This is a genomic window from Simplicispira suum (assembly GCF_003008595.1).
GTDB classification, from domain to species: domain Bacteria; phylum Pseudomonadota; class Gammaproteobacteria; order Burkholderiales; family Burkholderiaceae_C; genus Simplicispira; species Simplicispira suum.
In genome coordinates, this window is sequence record NZ_CP027669.1 from 251,632 (window position 1) to 277,279 (window position 25,648).

Genomic DNA, 25,648 nt, shown 5'->3' on the forward strand with positions numbered 1-25,648 from the left:
CCCACCCGCCAGTCCCCAAAGACCCTGCGGTTCGAGTGCGCTGGTCCCCCACGCGACAAAGAAGCCGCTACCAGTCACACAAAGGACAGACCATGGACGACCCCATCCTTACTATCGATGAACGCGAGGCGATCAACTCTGGCCGCTGGTTCTCCACCCTTTCACCGTCGTTGCGACACGACATTCTTCGATGCGCTTACGTCAAACGTTTCAAGGACGGCGGCCTGATTGCTGCCCGAGGCGATCCGCCCGAGGAATGGATTGCCTGTGCGCGCGGTGCGGTGCGGGTGAGTTCGATATCGATTTCGGGCAAGCAAATCACGCTGACCTATGTGGAGCCGGGCATCTGGTTTGGCGACGTGTCCATCTTCGATGGGGACCGGCGAACGCACGATACCTACGCGCACGGAGAAACCACCATCCTGTGCGTTGCCAAGGCCGATTTCAAGAAGATTCTGGCCAATCACGTCGAGTTGTACGAAGCCATGCTGCGCCTGCATGCGCGGCGCATTCGCCAGCTCTACGGCCTGGTGGAAGATCTCAACACCCTGCCGTTGCGCGCACGCCTTGCCAAGCAGTTGCTGCACCTGGTGCGCAGCTACGGCATCTCCAGTCTCTCGAACAGCGACGAAATGCGCATCGGTCTGCAATTGGCGCAGGAAGAGCTGGCTCAGCTCCTGGGTGCCTCGCGCCAGCGTGTGAATCAAGAACTCAAGGCCATGGAGCGCGACGACATCATTCGGATCGAGCCCGGTGGCTTGGTAGTACGCGACCGGCCTGCGCTGATGCGGCTGACAGAAATAGACATTTAGGAAAGGCCTTGCCATGAGCAACTTTGACCACTTCGTCGGAACCCGCGAGGTGTCGGGTTCTCATGCCTTCGACACCGATGTGCTGAGCGCCTGGCTTGCGCCCAGGCTGGAGGGTTTTTCTGGCCCACTGCAGGTGGAGATGTTCAAGGGTGGGCAGTCCAACCCGACCTACAAGCTGATCACTCCGACGCGCAACTACGTCATGCGCTCCAAACCCGGACCGGTAGCCAAACTTCTTCCTTCGGCACACGCTATCGAGCGGGAGTTTGCCGTGATGAGCGGCCTGCAGGGCACGCAAGTGCCCGTTCCCCGCATGCACGTGCTGTGCGAAGACGAAACCATCATCGGCCGCGCCTTCTACATCATGGAGTACATGGAGGGTCGGGTCCTGTGGGACCAGGCACTGCCCGGCATGACGCCTGCCGAGCGCGGCGCAATCTACGATGAAACCAACCGGGTGATCTCCGCGTTGCACACTGTGCCTTTTGCCGAGCAAGGGCTGGCGGGCTACGGGAAACCGGGCAACTATTTCGAGCGCCAGATCGGCCGCTGGAGCAAACAATACCTGGCCTCCGTCACCGAGCCGATCGCCGAGATGGACCGATTGATGGAATGGCTGCCCACACACATTCCGGCGGGCGCGCGCGACGCGGGCCGAACCTCCATCGTGCACGGCGACTTCCGGCTCGACAACCTCATGTTCCACCCCAGCGAACCGCGGGCGATTGCCGTGCTGGACTGGGAGCTTTCTACACTGGGCCATCCGCTGGCCGACTTCAGCTACCACTGCATGGCCTGGCACATTCCCCCTGGCATGTTTCGTGGCATCGGCGGGCTGGACCACCAGGCGCTGGGCATTCCTACCGAGGCCGAGTACATCCGGCGCTACTGCGAGCGCACCGGTCTTGCCACGCCCGACGAGCTGGCACGCGACTGGAATTTTTATCTGGCCTACAACCTGTTCCGGCTGGCAGCGATCCTGCAGGGCATCGCCAAGCGCGTCGAAACGGGAACCGCCTCCAGCGCCCAAGCCAAGGCTTCCTCGGCTGGCGCACGCCCGCTCGCGGAAATGGCGTGGGGCTTTGCCCAAGCCCACTGAATTGCCACCCCCTGTTTTTGAAGGAGATCCCCATGGACTTTGACTATTCACCCAAAACCAAGGACCTGCAGACCCGACTGCTGCAGTTCATGGATGACCACATCTATCCAGCCGAGGCCGCGTACACAGCGGAGTTGGCCGCCAACACGGTGGCGGGAAAGCGCTGGACACCGCTGGAGACTGTTGAGCAACTCAAGCTCAAGGCGCAGGCCGCCGGTCTGTGGAATCTATTTTTGCCTGTTGACACGGCGCAAGCCTCTGGCTACCAGGGCGCAGGCCTGACCAACCAGGAGTACGCACCGCTTGCCGAAATCATGGGACGCGTGCTGTGGTCGAGCGAAGTCTTCAATTGCTCAGCACCCGACACCGGCAATATGGAAACCATCGCTCGCTATGGCGACGAAGCAAACAAGGCGCGCTGGCTCAAGCCCCTGCTGGAAGGGAAAATCCGCTCGGCCTTTGCCATGACCGAGCCCGATGTCGCGTCGAGCGACGCCACCAACATCGAAACCCGCATCGAACGCCAGGGTGACGAATACGTCATCAATGGCCGCAAGTGGTGGACTTCCGGCGCCAACGATCCCCGCTGCGCCGTGTTCATCACCATGGGCAAGACCGATCCGCAAGCGCCGCGTCATTCGCAGCAAAGCATGGTTCTGGTGCCGGCCGACACGGCGGGCGTGAAGATCGTGCGTGCGCTCAACGTATTTGGCTACGACGATGCTCCTCATGGTCACGCCGAAGTACTATTTGAAAACGTGCGCGTACCTGTATCCAATATTTTGTTGGGCGAAGGCCGCGGCTTCGAAATCGCCCAGGGACGCCTTGGCCCCGGACGCATCCACCACTGCATGCGCCTGATTGGTTTGGCCGAGCGTGCGCTGGAGCTGATGTGCAAGCGCTCCATGTCGCGCGTTGCGTTTGGAAAGACCGTGGCCCAGCAAGGCGTGACCCAGGAGCGCATTGCCGAAGCCCGCTGCAAGATCGACATGGCACGCCTGCTGACCCTCAAGGCCGCCTGGATGATGGACGTGGCCGGCAACAAGGTGGCCAAGACGGAGATCGCGATGATCAAGGTCGTCGCCCCCACCATGGCCTGCGAAGTCATTGACTGGGCCATTCAGGCCCACGGCGGCGGCGGCGTCAGCAATGATTTTCCGCTGGCGTTTTCCTACGCTCAAGCGCGCACACTGCGTTTTGCCGACGGCCCGGACGAAGTACACCGCGCTTCCATCGCCAAAATGGAACTTGGCAAGTACGCGCCGCCCAAAGCGGGCTGAGCCAAGCGCATAACGTGCTGCGCGGTTGGTAGCCGGGAACAGGAGCGCCTGGAGAATGAAATTCCGGCTAACGCTCCATTCTTTTTGCTATTATATTAATAGCTGCTAGTGCTTATAGAATAAGCGCTAGCAGCCATTTTAGCTTAAACTCATGCTGCTCCCGGTGACATGAAACCTTAGCATGGGAGCCCCCGGCCCAAAGGCAACACCCAAGGAAATGGCGCCGCTGCCGTGAAGGATGCAGGCGTCACGCCGCAAGCGCACCTCGGCGTCGCTGCCGTCAAAGCGCACCCAGCTGCCAAAGCTGCTCAGATCGGTGAGCGTGAACACCCCTTGCCGCCAGTCAATGCGCGCGTGCATGCGCGAGACCCTAGGGTCATGGACAAAGCAGTCGGCCTCGGGCGAACGCCCCACATGCACCGGAACCTCATCCGAGTTGAACACCCGCGTTTCGTCGGTCCACACCAACTCCACGGTGCCCAGCACATTGTCGAGTGGGGCAATCACACTCGGCAGCAGAGCATGTTGCGTCAAGGCTTCCTGGGGCTGGTCTTCGCGCCAGTCGGCCTGGTAGACCACCTGCGATTCGGACTTGCCCCGGATGTCAAACATCCCCAGGCGACGAAAGTGCACGCGCGGCACAGCACCGGCGTCTACAGCTGTAGCGTCCGTGACCCAGATCTCACTCGCGCCGGCACGCTCGCACAAACGTGAGGCGACGTTGACAGCGTCGCCATAGGTATCGCCTTCGAGCTCCACCACTTCACCCGTGGCGACGCCAATCCGTATCGCCATGCGCATCGGCTCGGCCCAGCGGGCCAGCGTGAGCTGGTGGTCGCGCTGCAAATCGGCGGCCGCCTGGACTGCAGCGTGAGCGTCGGTGAAAACGCTCAGAACGCCATCGCCCAACTCTTTCACAACGCGGCCGCCATGGGCGACCACGACATCGCCCATCCAGCGAGTCAAGCGCATCACGGCTTGGGAAGCGCGCTCGTTGCCAAGGGACTCGTAGAGGGCCGTGCTTCCCGAAAGATCGGAAAACACCACGGTGGCGAAGATGCGCAAGAGGACAGCCCGAAGAAGGATTGCGAAACTGGCAGTTTAAAACAGCCAAATACTTTTGACGGCAAGATGTGTTTCAGATCGGTGCATTTCCGTCGTCGGATCGCCACGCGGCCGCCCCCTCCCCGGCTAGCCAGCCGCTCGCAAGGCAGGCGGTGAGCAGGTAGCCCCCGGTCGGAGCCTCCCAGTCAAGCATCTCACCGCAACAGAACACGCCCGGACGGCGCAGCAGCATCAAATGCTCGTTGAGGTCCTCCAGCGCTACGCCGCCCGCTGTACTGATGGCTTCGGCCACCGGACGCGCGGCGCACAACACCAGTGGCAGCTCCTTGATCGCAGCAGCAAGAAACGCCGAGTCAGCCATTTGCTCCTTGCTCAGCAACTCGTGCAGCAAACCCATCTTCACGCCGCCCAGACCCAGGCGGCTCTTGAGATGGCTCGACAGTGAGCGCGCGCCGCGCGGATGGGCAGTCTCAGCCAACACCCGCTGTGCACTGTGGTCCGGCAGCAGATCCAGATGCACCGTCGCGCTGTGGTTGCGAGCAATTTCCTCGCGAACGAGGGCCGAGACGGCGTAGATGAGACTGCCTTCCACTCCCGTCGCGGTGACCACGAACTCGCCGCGCCGGGAGAAACTCGCCCCCGCTGCATCGGCAAAGCGCATAGCCACTGACTTCAGCGCTGCGCCTGCGTGCCGCTCAACAAAGTGCGGCGTCCAGCCGCTGGGCGCCTTCTCGCCCTGACCGATCAACTCCTTTAGAAACTCCCGCCGGCTCTCCCCTCGCGCACCCTGCCCACCCACAACGTCGAAGCCGCAATTGGCAGGCGCCAGTGGTTGTACGCGGGTGCCATCAGCCGACAAAGCCTCTACCCAGGCGCCGTCGGAACCCAGCTGTGGCCAGCTGGCGCCGCCCAGCGCCAGTACCGTCGCGCCTGCTGCGAGGCGGTACGCACCTGCAGGACCTTGGAACAGCAACGTGCCATCGGCTGCCCAGCCATGCCAGCGCTGGCGCATATGGAACTGCACCCCTGCGGCGCGCAGGCGGGCCAACCAGGCGCGCAGCAGCGGAGCGGCCTTCATTTCCGCTGGAAACACCCGTCCCGAGGTGCCTACAAAGGTGTCAATGCCCAAAGCTTGCGCCCAGGCACGCACCTGGTCCGCACCGAAGTGCGCCAGCCAGGACGCCACCCACGGGACGCGCGCACCGTAGCGGCTCAGGAACACGTCGGCTGGCTCGGAATGGGTGAGGTTGAGCCCACCCCTACCGGCCAGAAGGAATTTTCGCCCCACCGAGGGCATGGCGTCGTAGACATGCACCTGACGCCCCGCAGCGGCGAGTTGCTGAGCCGCCATCAGGCCGGCGGGGCCCCCGCCGATGACGACAGCATCGTGCGAGTGCACCGAATCATTCAGGCCTTGCTGCAATTTCGAGATCCTTTCACATCGCATTTCGCTATGACTGTGATAGCGTATTTCAGCACCACCACAGGCGAGTGTGCCGTGGTTTCTGTCACAATGAATGGACTCTATCTCTTTCGCACCCGTCAAAGGAAAAGCATGGCCAGCGACCTCATCAAACATCTTTCCGACGCCAGTTTCGAGGCCGACGTGCTCCAATCGTCCACCCCCGTTCTGGTGGACTATTGGGCCGAATGGTGCGGCCCCTGCAAAATGATTGCTCCCATTCTTGATGAAGTGGCCGCCAGCCACCAAGGAAAGCTGCAAGTTGCCAAGATGAACGTGGACGACAACCGCGAAGTGCCTGCGCGCTACGGCATTCGTGGAATTCCTACGCTCATGCTGTTCAAGAACGGTGAACTTGCAGCCACCAAGGTGGGCGCTATGAGCAAGGCACAGCTCACCGCGTTTATCGAGCAGCAACTCGCCTGATTTTCTTGCGCGTGCAGTCCTGCCCGACGGGCTGCACGCAAGGCTGCTAATTTGCTGATCCAGATGTCCAAGCCGATCCCCCGCATCGGGCCCATTTTTTTCCTGTCATAATCTTTTCTGCTCACTGCGTCGCAAACCCATGCGATCGGTTCGAGCACCTTCAGAAGTGCCAAGCCCGCGTTCCGCGGCTCTCCTGGCATCCAGCCTCTCCCCCTGATTCTTATCACTCCGCTCAGGAGTCTCTCAATGCACCTTAACGAACTCAAGGCACTGCACGTGTCCGAAGTCCTCAAGCAGGCCGAAGAGCTTGAAATCGAAAACGGCGGCCGCATGCGCAAGCAGGAGCTGATGTTCGCGATCATCAAGAAACGCGCGAAAGCCGGCGAACAGGTGTTTGCCGATGGCGTGCTCGAAATCCTGCCCGACGGATTCGGCTTCCTGCGCAGCCCGGACACCAGCTACACCGCCAGCACCGACGACATCTACATCTCGCCCAGCCAGGTGCGGCGCTTCAACCTGCACACCGGCGACATGATCGAAGGAGAAGTGCGTACGCCCAAGGACGGCGAGCGCTACTTTGCGCTGACCAAGCTCGACAAGGTCAATGATGGCCCGCCCGAGCAGAACAAGCACAAGGTGATGTTCGAGAACCTCACGCCCCTGTTCCCCAAAGAGCACATGCGGCTTGAGCGCGACATCAAGAGCGAAGAGAACATCACGGGTCGCATCATCGACATCATTGCCCCGATTGGCCGAGGCCAGCGCGCGCTGATTGTCGCGCCGCCCAAAAGCGGCAAGACGGTGATGATGCAGCACATTGCCCACGCCATCACCGCCAACAACCCCGACGTGCACCTGATGGTTTTGCTCGTCGATGAGCGGCCTGAAGAAGTGACCGAGATGCAGCGCACCGTGAAGGGCGAAATCATTGCATCCACTTTCGATGAACCCGCTGCACGCCACGTGCATGTGGCCGAAATGGTGATTGAGCGCGCCAAGCGGCTCGTCGAGCTCAAGAAAGACGTGGTGATCCTGCTCGACTCCATCACCCGTCTGGCTCGCGCCTACAACAACGTTGTTCCCTCATCGGGCAAGGTGCTCTCGGGCGGCGTGGATTCCAACGCACTGCAGCGCCCCAAGCGCTTCTTTGGTGCGGCACGCAAGGTGGAAGAAGGCGGTTCGCTGACCATCATTGCCACGGCGCTGGTCGATACCGGCAGCCGCATGGACGAAGTGATCTTTGAAGAATTCAAAGGCACAGGCAACTGCGAGATTCACCTCAATCGCCGCCTGTACGAAAAGCGCGTGTTCCCGGCCATTGAACTCAACAAGAGCGGTACGCGCCGCGAGGAACTCCTGCTTACGCCCGAGATCCTGCAAAAGACGCGCATCTTGCGCCAGCTTATGTACAACATGGACGAGATGGAATCCATGGAACTCATGATCAAGAACATGCGAGCAACCAAGAGCAATGTCGAGTTCTTCGACATGATGCGCAGAGGCGGATAAACCCGGCGTCAATTAGTTATAATCGAAGGCTTTTCAGCGGAAAGTAGGTCAGATGGTCTGGCCCGGCTCCCGCAGCGACATTCAAGGACGATCATGAAAGAAGGCATTCACCCCAACTACCGCGAAGTGCTCTTCGTGGACCTCTCCAACGGTTTCAAGTTCGTCACGCGCTCGTGTGTGAACACCAAGGAAATGGGAAAGACCGAAGACGGGCGTGAGCTGCCGATGTTCAAGCTCGAGACGTCCAGCGAGTCGCACCCCTTCTACACCGGCACCCAGAAGTCTGTCGACAACATGGGCGGGCGCGTTGAGCGCTTCCGCAACCGTTTCGGCAAGACGGCCGCCAAGTAAGCGCTACGGGTGCACTGGCGGGCCTTCGAAAGCCCCCTCCATCGCCAGTGCCCTCGCACCAGTCAAGAGGCAGCTCGGGAAACCGCGCTGCCTTTTTGTTTGCCCGTATGCTTTGCGGCGACCATGCAGCCTGACTTCGCGTGAACCAACCTACTCCCGCCATCGTTCCCCGCAGCGCCGTGCGACCCCTGCCGCGCTGGGCCTTGCTGCTTTTGTGCGCGGCCTATGTGCTGCCGGGCTTCATTGGCCGCGACCCCTGGCGCGGAGCCGACGTCACTGCCTACGGCTACATGTTGCAGCTGGCGGGCGGGCATACGCCTTGGCTGGCGCCGCTGCTGGGAGGCCTGCCGCCAGCGTCAGACGGCCTGCTGCCCTACTGGCTGGGCGCCTGGGCTTTGCAGGCGGCCCAGGGCCTTTTACCGGCCATTTTTGCCACGCGGATTGCCTTCGCGCTGCTATTGGTGCTGACCTTGTGGGCGACCTGGTGGGCTATTTATTCCTTGGCGCGCAGCCCCGGTGCGCAGCCAGTGGCTTTTGCTTTTGGCGGTGAAGCCGCGCCGGCCGATTACGCACGCGCCATTGCCGATGGCGGTCTGCTCGCCCTGCTCGCCAGCCTGGGACTGGCCCAGCCCGCACATGAGACCTCGGCCTATCTCACACAACTATGCGGCACGGCATTGGTCTTCTACGGACTGGCCGCCATGCCACGCCAGCGCTGGCGACCCTGGCTGGCACTCGCCCTGGGCTTGCCCGGACTGGTGCTCAGCGGGGCCCCTGTGCTGGCAGTGCTCTACGGCGCGGGTGGCACCGCACTGTGCCTGTGGGCGAGCGACGAGGGCCAGCCCAATGCGGGCGCGCAGCGCCGGACGGCCCTGGGACTTCTGGTGCTGACGCTGGCAACCGCATGGCTTGCCTGGCAACTGGGACTGTGGGAGCGGCGTGTACTGTGGCCCGATTTCGAAAAGGAAGCACGCAGCCTGGCCCGACTGTTGCTGTGGTTCACCTGGCCTGCCTGGCCGCTTGCACTGTGGACACTGTGGCGCTGGCGCCGCCATTTCTTTGTCGTCCCTCTGCAGCGCCATCTCTGGCTGCCGCTGTGGTTCGTGCTCTGTGCCCTCACGGCCATGGCGGTTTCCCGCCCTGCTGATCGCGCACTGCTGCTGGGCCTGCCGGCGCTGGCGGGGCTGGCGGCGTTTGCCTTGCCCACGCTCAAGCGCAGCGTGTCGGCCCTGATCGACTGGTTCACGCTGCTCTTCTTTACCGCGTCAGCGATTGCCATCTGGGTCATCTGGATATCCACACAGACCGGTTTTCCAGCCAAGCCGGCAGCCAACGTGGCCAAGCTGGCCCAGGGTTTTCGTCCGGAGTTTTCTGCTCTTGCCTTTGCTGTCGCCTTGGCTGCCACCGCCGCCTGGTGCGCGGTGGTGGTCTGGCGGACGGGGCGCAACCAGAGTGCTCTATGGAAAACGCTGGTGCTCCCGGCAGCGGGCACGACCTTGTGCTGGCTGCTGCTCACCACGCTGTGGCTGCCCATGCTGAACTACGCGCGCAGCGACGCACCTCAGGTGCGATCCGTCATGGCGCTCATCAACGGGTCGCCCTGCGTGCACGTGCTGGGCCTGGACCAAGGCCAGTTTGCCGCGCTGCAGGTGTTTGGGAGCGTCGTGACGCGTCCGTTGACGGCTGCCGCGCCCACATGCCCCTGGCTGCTCGTGGCCGACGATGCACCCAGGCCCGCCCTGCGCCGCAGTCCACCCGACGAAAAGGAATGGGCCTTTGCGGCTCGCATCGGGCGACCCACCGACAGGAGCGATGCGCTGGTGGTGTACCGGCGCGTGCCGCGCTAAGTCAACAAGAACCCGCGCGCCGCAGCCGCAAGGCGGGAAAGCGGATGCTGAAGTTCGATCCCTTTCCAGGCGTGCTCTCGACCACCAATTGCGCGCCGTGGCGCTGCACCACATGTTTCACGATGGCGAGCCCCAACCCTGTTCCGCCGGTGTCGCGCGAGCGGCTGCGGTCCACCCGATAGAAACGCTCGGTAACGCGCGGCAAGTGCTCGGCCTCAATACCTGGGCCGGTGTCGCGCACGCTGAACACGGCGTCGCCATCGGGTTGCCACGCCCATTGCACTTCAATGCTGCCATCAGCGGGCGTGTAACGCACTGCATTGCCGACCAGGTTGGACAACGCGCTGTGCAGTTCGGCGGCGCCCCCGGCAATCTCGCCCGCATCTTCTGGCGCTGAAAATCTGGGGAAGCGCAAGACATGCTGCCGCCCCATCACTGCGGCCAAGGCTGTGGCTTCCTGTTCGCAGCGCTCCAGGAGCGGCGCCACCGGCAGCCACTGCGCCAAGCCCGGCGGCGGGCTGGCCTCCAGCCTGGAAAGCGCCAACAGTCCCTCGACCACGCGCTGCATGCGCTGGGCCTGCTGCGCCATCAGCGCCAGGTAGCGTGACTGCTCCTGCGCCTCCAGCGGCAGGGTTTGCAGCGTCTCGACAAAGCCGGCCAGCACGGTCAGAGGCGTGCGAATTTCGTGCGAAACGTTGGCGACAAAGTCGCGCCGCATGGCTTCGGCCTGCTCCGCCGCCGTGACATCGCGCGTGAGCATGAGCTTCTGTCCCGCGCCATAGGCGCACAGCTGGATGGACATCCGCGCCGCCCGTCCATCGCTCTGACCATAGGTGGTGATGACCAGCTCACGCAACCAATCGCCACCAGCCAGATAGGCTGCGAAATCGGGGTCGCGCAGCAGGTTGCCAATGAACTGCTCGGCGTCCCGTTGGGCGTCGATGGACAGGTGCAGCGCGGCGTTGTGGTTGCACCAGACGATGCGGGATTTGTCGTCCAGCAGCAGTACGCCGTTGGGCGTGGCCTGGAGGGCGTCCAACATGTCGCCCAGTCGCTGCCTGCTCTCACTGGCGTGCTGTTCATGCAGCCGCACGAGGCGCTGCACGCGATCTACCGCTTCGCCCCAAACGCCGACGCGCGCTGGCACCGCGCCTGGTGGCGCATCGCGCAGCCAACGCAGAACGCGCCCCGCCCGCATCAGGTCGACCAGGAACCACAGCCAGACGACAGCCGCCGCCACCGCCACCGCGCCCCAGGCGCCATGCAGGGCGAACCCCATGCCCGCGCCCAGCAACTGGGCGGCAAGAAAGATCAGCGAGCGGGTCCACATGGGCGGCTGTAAAAACAGGAAAAAATACAGTGAAAATGGCCTCTAGCGCTTACTGCATAAGGGCTAACAGCTATCAATTCAGGAGAAAAACACTGCGACGTCATGGCGGCTCGGCCCGCACACCGGCCTGACCCGCCTGAGCGGTGAACCGGTAGCCGGCGCCGCGCACCGTCTCCACCATAGCGCTCGCGCTGCCCAGCGCCTCGCGCAGGCGCTTGACGTGCACGTCCACCGTGCGCTCCTCGATGAATACGTGGTCGCCCCACACTTTGTCGAGCAACTGCGCGCGTGCATGCACGCGCTCCGGGTGCGCCATCAGGTAGCGCAGCAGCTTGAATTCGGTCGGGCCGATGCGCAGTTCCTTGCCCTGAAAGCTCAAGCGGTGCGCTGCCGCATCAAGCCGCAGGCCGCCCGCCTCCAGCGCTTCGCTCGTTTGCTCGGGCGCGCGGCGGCGCAGCACGGCACGGATGCGCGCCAGCAGTTCTTGCGTGGAAAAGGGCTTGGTGATGTAGTCGTCGGCACCCGCATCGAGGCCGGCGACCTTGTCCGGCTCGTCGCCACGTGCCGTGAGGATGAGAATGGGAACGGCGCGCGTGCGCGCTTGCGCGCGCCACTTGCGCGCGAGCTGCAGGCCGCTCTGGCCGGGCAGCATCCAGTCGAGCAGGATGACATCGGGCAACACCGCGTCCAATTCGCGCTGGGCGCTGGGACCGTCTTCGACGCAAACTGGCGCAAAGCCGTTGTGGCGCAGATTCACGGCAATCAGTTCGGCAATCGCGGGCTCGTCCTCGACCACCAGCACTCTGGGCAAATAGGCCATCAACGCAACACCGATTCAATGTCTTCGAGCGAGGTGTGGCGCACGTCCGTTCCCTCAACCAGGTAAATGATGAGTTCGGCGACGTTTTTGGAGTGGTCACCAATGCGCTCGATGGCCTTGGCGATGAACAGCAGATCAAGGCTGGGCGAGATGGTGCGCGGGTCTTCCATCATGTAGGTGATGAGTTTGCGCACGAAGCCATCGAACTCCTCGTCAATGAGGTCGTCCTCCTTGAGGATGGCCAGCGCCGCCCGGGTATCAAGCCGCGCAAACGCGTCCAGCGCCTTGTGCAGCAGGCCGGATGCCAAGTCAGCCGCCACACGCAGGTCCGTCGTGGGCAGGCTGCGTGGGGCGCCAGTCTCGATGATGGAGCGCACCATGCGCGCCATCTTGCTGGCCTCGTCCCCCATGCGCTCCAGGTTGGCGGTGGCCTTGGAGAACGCCATCAACAGGCGCAGGTCGCGCGCGGTGGGTTGGCGGCGCGCAATGATGGTGGAAAGCTCGCGATCGATGTCCACTTCAAGCGCGTTGACGCGCGTCTCCAGCGCGGCCACCGTCTCCACCGCCTCCAGGCTGAACTGCGACAGCGCGCGAATGGCGTGGCCGATTTGCGATTCGACCAGCCCGCCGAGTTCCATCACCCGGGCCGATACGGTATTGAGTTCGGCGTCGAACTGCGAAGAAAGGTGCTTTTGCATGTTGAACGCTTTCGCTTAGCCGAAACGGCCGGTGATGTAGTCCTCTGTCTCGCTGCGCGCTGGCTTGACGAACAGTTGCTCGGTTTCACCAAACTCGATCAGCTCGCCGAGGTACATGTAGGCGGTGTAATCACTGCAGCGCGCGGCCTGCTGCATGTTGTGCGTGACGATGACCACGGTGTAGTCCGTTTTCAGTTCGGCAATCAGCTCTTCGATTTTGGCAGTGGAAATCGGATCGAGCGCCGAGCACGGCTCATCGAGCAGCAGCACTTCGGGCTTGATGGCAATACCGCGCGCAATGCACAAGCGCTGCTGCTGCCCGCCCGAGAGGCTGGCGCCGCTTTGGTGCAGCTTGTCGCGCACCTCTGTCCAGAGCGCCGCCTTGCGCAGTGCCCACTCCACGCGCTCGTCCATCTCCGGGGCGCTCAGACTGTCAAACAGCTTCACGCCAAAGGCAATGTTGTCGTAAATCGACATGGGGAACGGCGTGGGCTTCTGGAACACCATGCCGACCTTGGCGCGCAGCAGGGCGACGTCCTGCTTGCTGGTGAGCAGGTTCTCGCCATCGAGCAAAATTTCGCCCTCGGCGCGCTGCTCGGGGTAGAGCTCGAACATGCGGTTGAAGGTGCGCAGCAAGGTGGATTTTCCGCAGCCCGAAGGCCCGATGAAGGCCGTCACCTTGTTTTCCGGGATTTCGAGGTTGATGGACCTGAGTGCATGGAACTTGCCGTAATAGAAGTTCAGGTTGCGCACTGTAATCTTGGGCTGGGTGCGGGATAGAGACGGGACCGCCGGGGCGCTGGCGCTCCTGGCGGCGGGGGCAAACGGGGTGTCGAGCATGGGTGTGGTGAAGTGTGGCGGGCTACGCTGCACGCCTTATCTGGCACGCGTGAGGACACGCGCAACGATGTTGAGGGCCAATACAGCCATGGTGATGAGGAACACCCCCGCCCAGGCGAGCTTTTGCCAGTTCTCGTACGGGCTCATGGCGAACTTGAAAATGGTCACTGGAAGGCTCGCCATGGGTTTGGACAGGTCCGCATTCCAGAACTGGTTGTTCAGCGCGGTGAACAACAGTGGCGCCGTCTCACCTGCAATGCGCGCCACGGCCAGCAGCACGCCAGTGATCACCCCGGCGCGCGCGGCGCGCAGCGTAATCGACGAAATGACTTTCCACTTGGGCGCGCCGAGGGCATAGGCTGCTTCGCGCAGTCCCGCCGGCACCAGCAGCAGCATGTTCTCGGTGGTGCGGATGACCACCGGCACCACGATCAGGGCCAGCGCAAAGCCCCCTGCGTAGCCGGAAAAACTCTTCATGCGCGTCACCATCACGGTGTAGACGAACAGGCCGATCACGATGCTGGGCGCCGAAAGCAGGATGTCGTTCACAAAGCGCGTCACCTGCGCCAACGGGCCACGGGTGTCGTACTCCGACAGGTAAATGCCCGCCAGGATGCCGATGGGCGTGCCGACAAAGGTGGCCAGCGCCACCATGGTGAGCGAGCCAAAGATGGCGTTGGACAGGCCGCCCGCTTCGTTGGGCGGGGGCGTCATTTCGGTGAACAGCGCAAACGACAGACCCCCCAGGCCCAGGCGCAGCGTCTCCCACAAGATCCAGACCAGCCAGAAGACGCCGAACACCATGGCCAGCAGCGACAGTCCCAGCGCAATGCGGTTCACACGTTTGCGCCGGGCAAACCGCGCGGCCCGTGCGGCGCTCAGGTCGGCTGCCGAAATCAATCTTTGCGAGCTGCTCATGACCGGGCTCCTTCATTTTTTTGCAGACGCAGCAGCAAAATTTTGGACAGGCCCAGCACCACGAAGGTGATGAAAAACAGCACCAGCCCCAGGTAGATCAGCGACGCCTGGTGCAGCCCCTCGCCCGCTTCGGCGAACTCGTTGGCCAGCGCGGACGTGATGCTGTTGGCGGCGGCAAACAGCGACACCGAGTCGAGCTGGTTCATGTTGCCGATGACAAAGGTGACCGCCATGGTCTCGCCCAGCGCACGGCCCAAGCCCAGCATGATGCCGCCCAGCACCCCCGTCTTGGTATACGGCAACACCACCTTGGAGACCACCTCCCAGGTCGTCGAGCCCAAGCCATAGGCCGACTCCTTGAGCAGCGTGGGAGTTACCTCGAACACGTCGCGCATGACTGCCGAGATAAACGGAATGATCATGATGGCCAGGATGATGCCGGCCGACAAAATGCCGATGCCCACGGGCGGGCCCGACACCAGCGCGCCCAGATACGGCACGCCGGCAAAGAGTTTTTGCAGCGGCGCCTGCACCCAGGTCGCCAGAATGGGGCCGAAGACCATCAAGCCCCACATGCCGTAAACGATGGACGGCACTGCAGCCAGCAACTCAATGGCCGTACCCAGTGGGCGCCTGAGCCAACCGGGGGACAGCTCGGTGAGGAACAGCGCAATGCCGAAACTCACCGGAACGGCAATCAACAGGGCAATGACCGAGGTGGCCAAGGTGCCGTAGATCATTACCAGACCGCCATACTCGTTTTGCACCGGATCCCACACGCTATTGGTGAGAAATCCAAGGCCAAACGCGTGGATCGCAGGCCATGCACCCATCGCGAGGGAAATGAGGATACCCACCAGCGCGGCCAGAGTCAGCCATGCAGCGCCGTGGGCCAGCAAGGCAAACAGCCGGTCCGCGAGCAAGCCGGTAACGCGGGGCTTGCGGGGAGGATTTTTGCCCGCAGTGCGCGCAGGAGCGCGCGCGGCTGCGGGAGACAGGGGAAATGAAGACACGTTGCAAACCTATGGGGTGGACGGCGGCGCACGCAATGCGCGCCACCAGGTGCGGGTCAGTGCAAGTGCTTATTGGACCGCAACCGGCTTGCCGGTTTCATCCTTCATCTCACCCCAGGCCTTCCTGATGACTTTCTTGACGCTGTCGGGCATGGGCACGTAGTCGAGATCCGAGGCCGTCTTGTCGCCCTGCATGTAGGCCCAGTCGAAGAATTTGAGCGTGGTGGTCGCCTGCATGGGCTTGTCCTGCAGTTTGTGCATCAAGATGAAGGTAGCGCCCGTGATGGGCCAGGCCTCCTGGCCAGGCTGGTCGGTGAGAACCTGGTAGAAACTTTTGCTCCAGTCGGCGCCCGCTGCGGCGGCTTTGAACGACGTGTCATTCGGCGACACGAAGCGGCCCGTGCTGTTGGAGAGCTGCACGTACTTCATCTTGTTCTGCTTGACGTAGGCGTATTCGACGTAGCCAATCGAGTTCGGCAGGCGGCCGACGAAGGCGGCCACACCCTCGTTGCCCTTGCCGCCCGCGCCCGTGGGCCAGTTCACCGCCGTGCCCTCGCCCACTTTGGCTTTCCATTCGGCGTTCACCTTGCTCAGGTAGTTGGTGAAAAGGAAGCTGGTGCCAGATCCATCGGCACGGCGCACCGCAGTGATGTCGGCATCCGGCAGCTTCACGCCAGGATTGAGGGCGGCAATGGCCGGGTCGTTCCAGCGCTTGGTCTTTCCCAGGTAGATATCGCCAAGCACCTGGCCGCTGAGCTTGATCTGCCCTGGAGCGATGCCCTGGATATTGACCACGGGCACCACGCCGCCAATCACGGTGGGGAACTGCATCAGTCCCTTCTTGGCCAGGTCCTCGTCCTTGAGCGGTGCATCGGAGGCTCCGAAATCTACCGTCTTGGCGTCAATCTGGCGCAGACCCGCTCCGGACCCCACCGATTGGTAGTTGATGCGCACACCCGTGGCCTTGTTGTAGTCCGATGCCCACTTGGCATACAGCGGTGCCGGAAAGCTCGCGCCAGCGCCCGTCGCTTCCTGCTGCGCCTGCGCGCTCCATGCGAACCCTGCGAGGAAGGCACCCACTACCAAAGTCCGAACTTTGAACACCTGCATGAATCACACCTTTGCTTTTGCTGGAGGAATGAATGCAATGTAGGGCCGCCATATGACAGGTCTGTGACAGTGGATCTAGACAGTCGCACATTGCCACCCGAACCGCTCTGCAAAGAGAGAAACAATTGCATACAATTAGCCTTTTCCGACGCCACTCTGCCCCGCCATCGCCCACTTCGTGAACGACTCCCTCAGCTCTTCCGTTCTCCTTTCCGAGATTGATGGCGCACCCCACCGCACCCTGCAAGAGTTGCAGGCGCTGCTGGACAATGCGGGCGCGGGCATCGTTTTCATCCGCGAACGGCAGGTGGTGCGCTGCAATGCGCGGTTTGCCCAGTTGTTCGGCTATGGCTCGGCGGCCGAGCTGATTGGCCAGCGCAGCGAGAGCTTTTCCCTTGGGCGCACGGCCTACCGCGACCTGGGGCGCGCTGCATTTCCCGTGATCGCAGAAGGCAAGCCCTACACCACCGAACGCGAGATGCGGCGGCGCGATGGCCGGCGCTTCTGGGCCCGCCTGACCGGCAGCCTGATCAATACGGCCGAACCGCTCGATGGTGCCGTCTGGGTAATTGACGATCTGGATGCGCAAAAGACCGCGCAGAAACAGCTGGAAGCCGCCCTGTGGGAAAAGCAGACCTTGTTTGACCATGCCATGGTAGGCATCGTCTACCTCGTCGATCGCCAGATGACGCGCTGCAACAGCTTTTTTGAAAGCATGCTGGGTTACGGCCCGGGCGAGTTGACCGGTTGCTCGACGCGCCTCTGGTATGCCAGCGATGCCGAGTGGGACGACATTTCGCAGCGCAGCCAGCCGGTGCTGCAGCGCGGCGATTCATTTGCGGGCGAGGTCAGCATTTGCCGCAAGGATGGCAGCCAGATCGTCTGCGAAGTGCGCAGCCGTGCCTTGCATCCGGGCAAGCCGGAGCAGGGCTCGCTGTGGACAGTGATGGACGTGACCGAGCGACGCAACGCCCAGGCGGCGGTGGCGCAGGCTCAGGTCAGGCTGGCGCGCCTGGTGCAGGAGCGCACACGCCAACTCAGCGAAACCGTGGACAGCCTGCACCGCGAAATGGAAGAGCGCCAGGTGGACCGTGACCGCATCCACTGGCTGGCCCACTACGACGCCTTGACCGGGCTGCCCAACCGCACGCTGCTGGCCGAACGCAGCCGCGACGCCATCGCTGCCGCCCAGCAGGGCGGCACGCCGCTGGCCGTTGTTTTCCTCGACCTCGACCATTTCAAGCACGTCAACGACTCGCTGGGCCACCGCGTCGGCGATGCCCTGCTCGTCGCCATTGCCGAGCGCCTGCGCGCTGTGGTGCGCGACAAAGACACGGTCTGCCGCCTCGGTGGCGATGAATTCATTCTGCTGCTCCCCGGCGCCAACGCGCATGGCGCCGAGCGCGTGGCGGGAAAACTGCTCGAAGCCTCCAAGCCGCCCTACCAAATCGGGCACCACGAGCTGACCATGGCGCCCTCGATGGGCATTGCCATGTTTCCTGGCGACGGCGCGGACTTCGACACCCTCACGCAATCGGCCGACGTCGCCATGTACCGCGCCAAGCAGGGCGGGCGCAATACCTACCGGTTCTTCACGCCGGAGATGCAGGCGCAATCGGCCCGTGCCCTGACACTGGAAAATGCCTTGCGGCGCGCGCTGGAACGCGAGCAGTTCACGCTGCACTACCAGCCGCAGGTTTGCCTGGCCAGCGGCCGGCTGCGCGGTGTCGAAGCCTTGCTGCGCTGGCAGCACCCCGAACTGGGTGCCATCTCGCCGGCCGAATTCATCCCGCTGGCCGAGGACAGTGGCCAGATTCTGGCCATCGGCGACTGGGTGCTCCGCACGGCCTTGGCGCAGCTAAACACCTGGCAGCGTGCCAGCCATGCAGTTCCCGGAGTGGCGGTCAACCTCTCGGCGGTGCAGTTTCGCCAGCCCGGCATGCCCGAACGCATTCGCCAGATGCTGGCCGAGGCCAAGCTGCCCGCGCAGGTGCTGGAGCTGGAGCTGACGGAGGGCGTAGCCCTGGACGACCCCCAGGCAGCGAGCGCCACCATGGACCAACTGAACGCCCTGGGCGTGCGGCTGGCGATTGACGATTTCGGCACCGGGTATTCGTCGCTCAGCCTGCTCAAACGCTTTCCCATCCACAAGCTCAAGATCGACCAGTCCTTTGTGCGCGACCTGGGCGAGGACGCCAGCGACCGCGCCCTGGTCAGTGCCATCGTGCGCATGGCACAGGCCCTGGGCATTGAAACCACCGGGGAGGGGGTCGAGACACCGCAGCAACTTGCCTTCCTGCTGGAACAAGGTTGCACCGAGGCGCAGGGCTACTTCTGCGCTCGCCCCATGCCCGGCGACGCCCTGCCCGGCTGGCTGCACGCCCATCCGCAGGCTGCAGGCAAGGCACCTGTAGCCTGAACGTCAAGGTTTTAGAGAAAAACAGGCTCCAGCGCTTATTGGGCCTGTGTTTTCAGCTATTTTTTGGATAGCAAATGACCTCTGTCTGCAGCGCGTGAGAAAATGCCCGATTACTCACCAGACACCCAAAGACAACACCATGGAAGCAGAACGCATCAACCTCATCGGCAACGCACTTGAAGACCTCACGGAGCGCACCCGTGAGTTACGGGGGTATCTTTGACTACGATGCCAAATTTGAACGCCTGCGCACGGTAAACGCCTCGCTGGAAGACCCGTCGGTCTGGAACGACCCAAAGAAGGCCCAGGAACTCGGCAAAGAGAAAAAATCGCTCGACGGCGTGGTGGTCACGCTCGAACGCCTGACGCGTGAGTTGGCGGACAACACCGAGTTGTTCGAAATGAGCCGCGACGAGGGCGACGAAGCCGGCCTGCGCACCATCGAGAGCGAAACCGCCAAACTGCGCCCGGACATCGAGGAACTCGAATTCCGCCGCATGTTCCGCAACGAGGCCGACCCGCTCAACTGCTACCTGGACATCCAGGCCGGCGCCGGCGGCACCGAAGCCTGCGACTGGGCCAGCATGCTGCTGCGCCAGTACCTGCGCTACGCCGAGCGCAAGGGCTTCAAGACCAGCGTGGACGACGAGACGCCGGGAGATGTGGCCGGCATCAAAGGCGCGACCATCCACATCGAGGGCGAATACGCCTACGGCCTGCTGCGCACCGAAACCGGCGTGCACCGTCTGGTGCGCAAATCGCCATTCGACAGCTCGGGCGGGCGCCACACCAGCTTTGCCAGCGTGTTTGTCTACCCGGAAATTGACGACTCGATCCAGATCGACATCAACCCGTCCGACGTGCGCACCGACACCTACCGCGCCAGCGGCGCCGGCGGCCAGCACATCAACAAGACCGACTCGGCCGTGCGCCTGACCCACCTGCCCACCGGCATCGTGGTGCAGTGCCAGGACGGACGCAGCCAGCATGGCAACCGCGACATCGCCTGGCAGCGCCTGCGCTCCAAGCTCTACGACTTCGAAATGCGCAAGCGCCAGGAAGAAGCGCAAAAGCTCGAAGACTCCAAGACGGATGTCGGCTGGGGCCACCAGATTCGTTCGTATGTGCTCGACAACAGCCGCATCAAGGATTTGCGCACCAATGTTGAAATCTCCGCCACCCAGAAAGTGCTGGACGGCGACCTCGACGCGTTTATTGAAGCTTCGCTGAAGCAAGGTATTTAGGCAATGCTGAACAAGTCCCTCACGCGCCCTGCATCCGTGCGTAGTGCGGTCTGTGGCGTTGCAAATCCTCGCCATAGCTGCGGCTATGGGGAGGATTTGCGCCTTGCATCCCATCACCACGCACGGCGCGCGCCATCGTGGTGACTTATTCAACATCGCCTTAAGGAATCTGAATGTACGCAATGCGCGAAGACGGCCAGGCGCCGGCCACCGCCCACCACCGAGGTGACTACCAGGCACCCGCCTGGTGGATCGACACCGTAGAACTTACCTTCGACCTCGACCCCGCCAAGACGCGCGTGCTCAACCGCATGCGCGTGCGCCGCAACCCCGATGTGGCACTGCAACCGCTGCGGCTCGACGGCGACGAGCTGAACCTGGCGCGCGTGATGGTCAATGGTGGCGGCACCTCCTTTCGTATGGACGCAGGCCAGTTGGTGCTGGAGAACCTGCCGCAGGACGAGGCCGGCTTTGACCTGGAGATCTTCACCACCTGCGCGCCCGAGAAAAACACCGCGCTGATGGGCTTGTACGTGAGCCAGGGCACGTTCTTCACGCAATGCGAGGCCGAGGGCTTCCGCCGCATCACCTACTTCCTCGACCGCCCAGACGTCATGGCCAGCTACCAGGTACTGCTGCGCGCCGACAAGGCCGCCTACCCAGTGCTGCTCTCGAACGGCAATCTGGTGGAGCAAGGCGAGCTTGACGGCGGTCGGCACTTTGCCAAATGGGTGGACCCGCACAAGAAGCCCTGCTACCTGTTCGCCCTGGTAGCCGGCAAGCTGGTAGCGCGCCAGCAGCGCATTACGTCCCGCGCCGGCAAGGAGCATTTGCTGGAGGTCTACGTGCGCCCTGGCGATCTGGGCAAGACCGAGCACGCCATGCATTCCCTGATGGCCAGCGTCGCCTGGGACGAAGCGCGCTTTGGCCTGAGCCTGGATCTGGAGCGTTTCATGATCGTCGCCACCAGCGACTTCAACATGGGCGCAATGGAAAACAAGGGCCTGAACGTCTTCAACACCAAGTACGTGCTGGCCAGCCAGGCCACGGCCACGGACCAGGATTTTTCCAACATCGAAAGCGTCGTCGGCCACGAGTACTTCCACAACTGGACCGGCAACCGCATCACCTGCCGCGATTGGTTCCAGCTCAGCCTGAAAGAAGGCCTGACGGTGTTCCGCGATCAGGAATTTTCCATGGACATGGCGGGCAGCCCCTCGGCCCGCGCCGTCAAACGCATTGAAGACGTGCGCGTGCTGCGCACCATGCAATTCCCCGAAGACGCAGGTCCCATGGCGCACCCGGTGCGGCCCGAGAGCTACGTAGAAATCAACAACTTCTACACCGTCACCATTTACGAAAAGGGCGCCGAAGTGGTGCGCATGATGCACACGCTGGTCGGCCGCGATGGCTTTGCGCGCGGCATGAAGCTGTACTTCGAGCGCCACGACGGCCAGGCCGTCACCTGCGACGACTTCGCGGCCGCGATTGCCGACGCCAACCCCGGCAGCGAGCTGGCCACACGGCTCGATGCCTTCAAGCGCTGGTACAGCCAGGCCGGCACGCCCTGCGTCAAGGCCGAAGGCAGCTACGACGCTGCTGCACAGACCTACACCCTCACGCTCAGCCAGAGCTGCCCGGCCACGCCGCACCAGCCGAGCAAGCTGCCCTTCGTCATTCCCGTCGAACTGGGTCTGCTGGCGCAGGACGGCAGCGCCCTGCCCCTGCAGATGGACGGCGAAACCGCCCCCGGCACCAGCTCGCGCACTGTGGTGCTCGACACAGCCAGCCTGACACTGCGCTTCATCGGCGTGGCAAGCCCCCCCGTGCCCTCGCTGCTGCGCTCGTTCAGCGCGCCGGTGCGGCTGGACTACGCCTACACCGACGCTGAACTGCTGACGCTGCTGGCGTACGACAGCGACGCCTTCAACCGCTGGGAAGCCGGGCAACGCCTGATGCTGCGCTGCGCTATCAATGCAATAGCTGGTAGCGCAGATGCACCAAGCGCTGGCGGCCAATTCGATGTTGAAATCATGGGCGCAGACTTGCTCACCGCCTTGCGCCGCACGCTGCGCGACCCGCAGCTCGACGCCGCCTACAAGGAGCTGGTGCTGACCCTGCCCTCCGAGAGCTACCTCGCCGAGCAGCTCGACGTGGTCGATCCGCAGCGCGTGCACGCCGTGCGCGAAGCCATGCGCCTGCAACTTGCCACGGCCCTGCAGAGCGACTGGGAAGCCACCTACGAAGCCAGCCAAGACACCGGCGCCTACCGGCCGGACGCGGCATCGGCCGGCCGCCGCGCTCTCGCCGGACAGTCCCTGTCCATGCTGTGCCTGGCAGCCCAGGCCAGCGGCGATGCCGTCTGGCCCGGCAAAACGCTGCAGCGCTTCAAGGATGCCGGCAACATGACCGACCGCTTTGGCGCGCTCTCGGCCCTGGTCACCAGCGGCCACCCGCACGCGGCGGCCGCGCTGGCGCGCTTCCATGCGCTGTTCAAGGACGACGCCTTGGTCATCGACAAGTGGTTTGCGCTGCAGGCAGGTAGCCCCGATCGCGGCGGCAACGTGCTGCCCGCCGTTCAGGCGCTGATGAAGCACCCCGACTTTCAACTGACCAACCCGAACCGCGCGCGCAGCCTGATCTTCAGCTACTGCAACGCCAACCCCGGCGCCTTCCACCGCGCAGATGGCGTCGGCTATCACTTCTGGGTGGACCGCGTACTCGCGCTTGACGCCATCAACCCGCAAGTCGCCGCCCGCCTGGCGCGCGCATTGGACCGCTGGAGCAAACTGGCCGAGCCTTGGCGCAGCGCGGCGCAAGCGGCCATCACCCAAGTGGCCGGACACGCCAAACTCAGCAAGGATGTGCGCGAGGTTGTCACCCGCGCTTTGGAGACCCCATGACACCCCCCAAGAAAATCTCCCTCACCCGCTACCTCGTCGAGCAGCAGCGCATTGACGGCCTGATCCCCGGCCAGTTGCGCCTGTTGCTTGAAGTGGTGGCGCGCGCCTGCAAAAGCATCAGCCACGCCGTGAACAAGGGCGCGCTCGGAAACGTGCTGGGCAGCGCCAACAGCGAAAACGTGCAGGGGGAAATCCAGAAGAAGCTCGACATCATCGCCAACGAGGTGCTGATCGAAGCCAACGAATGGGGCGGCCATCTGGCCGGCATGGCGTCAGAGGAAATGGACGCCATCTATGTCGTGCCCAACCGCTACCCCAAGGGCGAATACCTGCTGCTGTTCGATCCGCTCGATGGCTCCAGCAACATCGACGTGAACGTCAGCATCGGCACCATCTTCAGCGTGCTGCACATGCCCGAGGACGACCGCGGCGTGGATGAAGGCGATTTTCTGCAGCCGGGCAACCGCCAGGTAGCCGCCGGCTACTGCGTCTACGGCCCGCAGACCACCCTGGTGCTGACCGTGGGCGACGGCGTCGCCATGTTCACGCTGGACCGCGAGCAGGGCTCGTTCATCCTCACGCAGGAAAACGTGCGCATCCCCGCCGACACCCAAGAGTTCGCCATCAACATGAGCAACATGCGCCACTGGGCCCCACCCGTGCGTCGCTACATCGACGAATGCCTGCAAGGCCAGGAAGGCCCTCGCGGCAAAGACTTCAACATGCGCTGGATCGCCAGCATGGTGGCCGACGTGCACCGCATCCTCACCCGCGGCGGCGTCTTCATGTACCCCTGGGACCGGCGCGAGCCAAACAAACCCGGCAAGCTGCGGCTGATGTACGAGGCCAACCCCATGGCCTGGCTCATTGAGCAAGCCGGCGGCGCTGCCACCAACGGAAAGCAGCGCATCATGGACATCCAGCCCACCAAACTGCACGAGCGCGTCAGCGTGATCCTGGGTTCGAAAAACGAGGTCGAGCGCGTGACCAGCTATCATTCCGAGCTATAATTTTGAGCTAAGCCGGTGTAGCTCAGTCGGTAGAGCAGCTCATTCGTAATGAGAAGGTCGGGTGTTCGATTCATCTCTCCGGCACCAAATAAAAGCCCCTGATTCGCAAGAGCCAGGGGCTTTTTTGTAGCTGGTGCGTAACCTGCCACCTTATCCCAACGCCAAATCGGATCGCGTAGCGGTCACTGCGTCAGCGCATCTCAGCCACCGTCCAAGGCGTCGCGTCTATGGGCAGCGTGATGGGCCGTCAACACCCCGTTCGCCACCATGTCCAGACTGGGCCGGGTATTGCCCTGTTTGTCCGTCCACACGCGCGGCGTCAGGCTTCCGGCCAGGGCAAGGCTGTCGCCATCGCGCAGTGCGAGCAGTGCATTGCAGACTTCCTTGTCGAAAGCGATGACATTGACAATCAGGTTCTCGCCCTCGGATGCTGCGGCGAGCACCTTGGCCACCACAAAGCCATTGCCCCCTTTGTCGATGCGTTCACCGGGCGCGCTGTGGAGGCGGCCCGCTACCAATCCGTCAATCATGTTTTTCCCTGCTCAATTGCGCATGGCGCGGCTGCGCCATGCGCCTAGCTTATGTGCAAAGCGGCTCCTGGCGAACGCTTTTGCCCGCCTCCACCCTGGCGAGAAATGCGTCCACCAGCGCCAATTGCTCGGGCACGTTGAGGGCAGGGGCATGGCCGCAGCCGGCGACTTGCGTCACTTGCAACTGGGCGCGTGCGCCGGGGCCACGTGTCTGCATGGCAGCAGTGGTTTGCGGCAACACCAGATCGGAATCGGCGCCGCGCAAGCACAGCACGGGCAGGTTCAGCGCGTCGTAGTGGTCCCAGATCAGGTAGTCGTTGTCGTGCCGGGTGAACTGCTGCACCATGGCCGGATCGTAGTGCGGTGTGACGCGACCGTCGGGCAGCCGGCGTGTGGAACTTTCGGTCAGCAGGCGCCACTGGGCATCAGTCAGCCAGCCGTAGGGAGCGTAGACCTGCCGAAAAAACGCTTCAAGCTCGGCCACCGTGTCGAACGCTGGCGGCTGGCCTGCATAGGCCTTGATGCGTTCGAGCGCAGCGTCAGCGAGCTGGGGCGCGTTGTCGTTGAGCAGCAGGCTACGGATGGCACCCTGTAGCGCGGGCTCGAACAGGCCGCTTGCGCTGACCGTCCCAATGGAGCCACCCATCGATGTGCCAATCCAGTGCGCGCGATCAATGCCCAACTGCGCAAACAGATCGGCCGCGATACGCGCATAGAAGCGCAGGCGGTATTCCTCAGCCGGGTAACGCGCCCACTGGCTCAGGCCCCGCCCGAGTGTGTCGGGACAGATGACGCGGTAGCGATCGGCCAGGTGCTCGGCCAAGGGGTCCATGTCGCGTCCGGTGCGCGCCAGGCCATGCCAGGCGATGACCACCGGAGCATCGGGCGCGCCCCATTCCATGTAGTGAATTTCATAGCCAGCACAGATGGCGTAGCGCGAGCGCGGTTGCATGCGAGGTCCT

General features: G+C 63.2%; 22 protein-coding genes and 1 tRNA gene. 12 read left to right on the forward strand and 11 right to left on the reverse strand.

All coding sequences use genetic code 11. The annotated features are described in order from the left end of the window. Positions 1–92 precede the first annotated feature (92 nt). Genes C6571_RS01210 through C6571_RS01220 form a run of 3 tightly spaced genes read left to right on the forward strand, consistent with a single transcriptional unit; the run spans position 93 to position 3,191 of the window. Positions 93–812 (forward strand): Crp/Fnr family transcriptional regulator, encoded by a 720-nt coding sequence (locus tag C6571_RS01210; RefSeq protein WP_106445082.1) that lies wholly within the window; start codon positions 93–95, stop codon positions 810–812. Positions 813–825: 13 nt separating this feature from the next. Further along, positions 826–1,911 (forward strand): phosphotransferase, encoded by a 1,086-nt coding sequence (locus tag C6571_RS01215; RefSeq protein ID WP_106445083.1) that lies wholly within the window; start codon positions 826–828, stop codon positions 1,909–1,911. Between the two features lie 32 nt (positions 1,912–1,943). Then, positions 1,944–3,191, forward strand: a complete 1,248-nt coding sequence (locus tag C6571_RS01220; protein WP_106445084.1) for an acyl-CoA dehydrogenase family protein — start codon at positions 1,944–1,946, stop codon at positions 3,189–3,191. 138 nt (positions 3,192–3,329) lie between these two features. Here C6571_RS01220 and C6571_RS01225 read toward each other — a convergent pair whose 3' ends face one another. Then, positions 3,330–4,256 (reverse strand): adenylate/guanylate cyclase domain-containing protein, encoded by a 927-nt coding sequence (locus tag C6571_RS01225; protein ID WP_245901348.1) that lies wholly within the window; start codon positions 4,254–4,256, stop codon positions 3,330–3,332. Positions 4,257–4,329: 73 nt separating this feature from the next. Continuing rightward, the gene (locus C6571_RS01230; protein WP_245901479.1) at positions 4,330–5,607 is read right to left on the reverse strand and encodes a TIGR03862 family flavoprotein; all 1,278 of its coding nucleotides are present in this window, start codon (positions 5,605–5,607) and stop codon (positions 4,330–4,332) included. Between the two features lie 204 nt (positions 5,608–5,811). On the opposite strand from C6571_RS01230, the gene trxA reads away from it, so the two are divergent. The 4 genes from trxA to C6571_RS01250 all read left to right on the forward strand — a co-directional run bounded on the left by trxA (position 5,812) and on the right by C6571_RS01250 (position 9,851). Next, positions 5,812–6,144 (forward strand): thioredoxin TrxA, encoded by a 333-nt coding sequence (gene trxA, locus C6571_RS01235; protein WP_106445086.1) that lies wholly within the window; start codon positions 5,812–5,814, stop codon positions 6,142–6,144. 246 nt (positions 6,145–6,390) lie between these two features. Next, a complete protein-coding gene (gene rho / locus C6571_RS01240) occupies positions 6,391–7,653 on the forward strand; it encodes a transcription termination factor Rho (RefSeq protein ID WP_106445087.1) in 1,263 nt (420 codons plus the stop codon). Between the two features lie 93 nt (positions 7,654–7,746). Next, positions 7,747–8,004: a type B 50S ribosomal protein L31 gene (locus C6571_RS01245; RefSeq protein ID WP_106445088.1), complete on the forward strand. Its 258-nt coding sequence runs from the start codon at positions 7,747–7,749 to the stop codon at positions 8,002–8,004. A 140-nt stretch (positions 8,005–8,144) separates the two neighbouring features. Then, a complete protein-coding gene (locus C6571_RS01250; RefSeq protein ID WP_106445089.1) occupies positions 8,145–9,851 on the forward strand; it encodes a hypothetical protein in 1,707 nt (568 codons plus the stop codon). A 1-nt stretch (position 9,852) separates the two neighbouring features. Here C6571_RS01250 and phoR read toward each other — a convergent pair whose 3' ends face one another. The 7 genes from phoR to pstS all read right to left on the reverse strand — a co-directional run bounded on the left by phoR (position 9,853) and on the right by pstS (position 16,580). Next, on the reverse strand, positions 9,853–11,181 hold the full coding sequence (gene phoR, locus C6571_RS01255; protein ID WP_106445090.1) for a phosphate regulon sensor histidine kinase PhoR: 1,329 nt from the start codon (positions 11,179–11,181) through the stop codon (positions 9,853–9,855). A gap of 100 nt (positions 11,182–11,281) precedes the next feature. Continuing rightward, positions 11,282–12,001, reverse strand: coding sequence for a phosphate regulon transcriptional regulator PhoB (gene phoB / locus C6571_RS01260; RefSeq protein ID WP_106445091.1), 720 nt, complete (start codon positions 11,999–12,001; stop codon positions 11,282–11,284). Further along, positions 12,001–12,699 (reverse strand): phosphate signaling complex protein PhoU, encoded by a 699-nt coding sequence (gene phoU / locus C6571_RS01265; RefSeq protein ID WP_106445092.1) that lies wholly within the window; start codon positions 12,697–12,699, stop codon positions 12,001–12,003. Before phoU ends, phoB begins: the two co-directional genes overlap by 1 nt. A gap of 15 nt (positions 12,700–12,714) precedes the next feature. Then, positions 12,715–13,539: a phosphate ABC transporter ATP-binding protein PstB gene (gene pstB, locus C6571_RS01270; protein ID WP_170094648.1), complete on the reverse strand. Its 825-nt coding sequence runs from the start codon at positions 13,537–13,539 to the stop codon at positions 12,715–12,717. 36 nt (positions 13,540–13,575) lie between these two features. Further along, the gene (pstA, locus tag C6571_RS01275; RefSeq protein ID WP_106445093.1) at positions 13,576–14,457 is read right to left on the reverse strand and encodes a phosphate ABC transporter permease PstA; all 882 of its coding nucleotides are present in this window, start codon (positions 14,455–14,457) and stop codon (positions 13,576–13,578) included. Next, positions 14,454–15,470, reverse strand: coding sequence for a phosphate ABC transporter permease subunit PstC (gene pstC / locus C6571_RS01280; RefSeq protein WP_420542632.1), 1,017 nt, complete (start codon positions 15,468–15,470; stop codon positions 14,454–14,456). The genes pstA and pstC overlap by 4 nt, the downstream gene beginning before the upstream one ends. A gap of 69 nt (positions 15,471–15,539) precedes the next feature. Beyond that, a complete protein-coding gene (pstS, locus tag C6571_RS01285) occupies positions 15,540–16,580 on the reverse strand; it encodes a phosphate ABC transporter substrate-binding protein PstS (RefSeq protein WP_106445094.1) in 1,041 nt (346 codons plus the stop codon). Positions 16,581–16,758: 178 nt separating this feature from the next. Between pstS and C6571_RS01290 the strand changes: the two genes are divergently transcribed. The 5 genes from C6571_RS01290 to C6571_RS01310 all read left to right on the forward strand — a co-directional run bounded on the left by C6571_RS01290 (position 16,759) and on the right by C6571_RS01310 (position 24,243). Then, positions 16,759–18,999 (forward strand): sensor domain-containing protein, encoded by a 2,241-nt coding sequence (locus C6571_RS01290; RefSeq protein ID WP_106445095.1) that lies wholly within the window; start codon positions 16,759–16,761, stop codon positions 18,997–18,999. Between the two features lie 139 nt (positions 19,000–19,138). Further along, positions 19,139–20,243 (forward strand): peptide chain release factor 2 gene (gene prfB, locus C6571_RS01295; protein ID WP_106445096.1). Its coding sequence is split into 2 segments (ribosomal slippage): positions 19,139–19,219 and positions 19,221–20,243, totalling 1,104 coding nucleotides; the frame shifts between segments, so codons are not numbered across the junction. Between the two features lie 182 nt (positions 20,244–20,425). After that, a complete protein-coding gene (gene pepN / locus C6571_RS01300) occupies positions 20,426–23,146 on the forward strand; it encodes an aminopeptidase N (RefSeq protein ID WP_420852918.1) in 2,721 nt (906 codons plus the stop codon). After that, complete coding sequence (locus tag C6571_RS01305; protein WP_106445098.1) at positions 23,143–24,156, forward strand: class 1 fructose-bisphosphatase; 1,014 nt, start codon at positions 23,143–23,145, stop codon at positions 24,154–24,156. Before pepN ends, C6571_RS01305 begins: the two co-directional genes overlap by 4 nt. Positions 24,157–24,167: 11 nt before the next feature. Beyond that, positions 24,168–24,243, forward strand: a tRNA-Thr gene (locus C6571_RS01310). 113 nt (positions 24,244–24,356) lie between these two features. Here the strand turns inward: C6571_RS01310 and C6571_RS01315 are convergent. Further along, on the reverse strand, positions 24,357–24,686 hold the full coding sequence (locus C6571_RS01315; protein ID WP_106445099.1) for a single-stranded DNA-binding protein: 330 nt from the start codon (positions 24,684–24,686) through the stop codon (positions 24,357–24,359). 49 nt (positions 24,687–24,735) lie between these two features. Further along, complete coding sequence (locus C6571_RS01320; RefSeq protein WP_106445100.1) at positions 24,736–25,638, reverse strand: alpha/beta fold hydrolase; 903 nt, start codon at positions 25,636–25,638, stop codon at positions 24,736–24,738. Between the last annotated feature and the right edge of the window lie 10 nt (positions 25,639–25,648).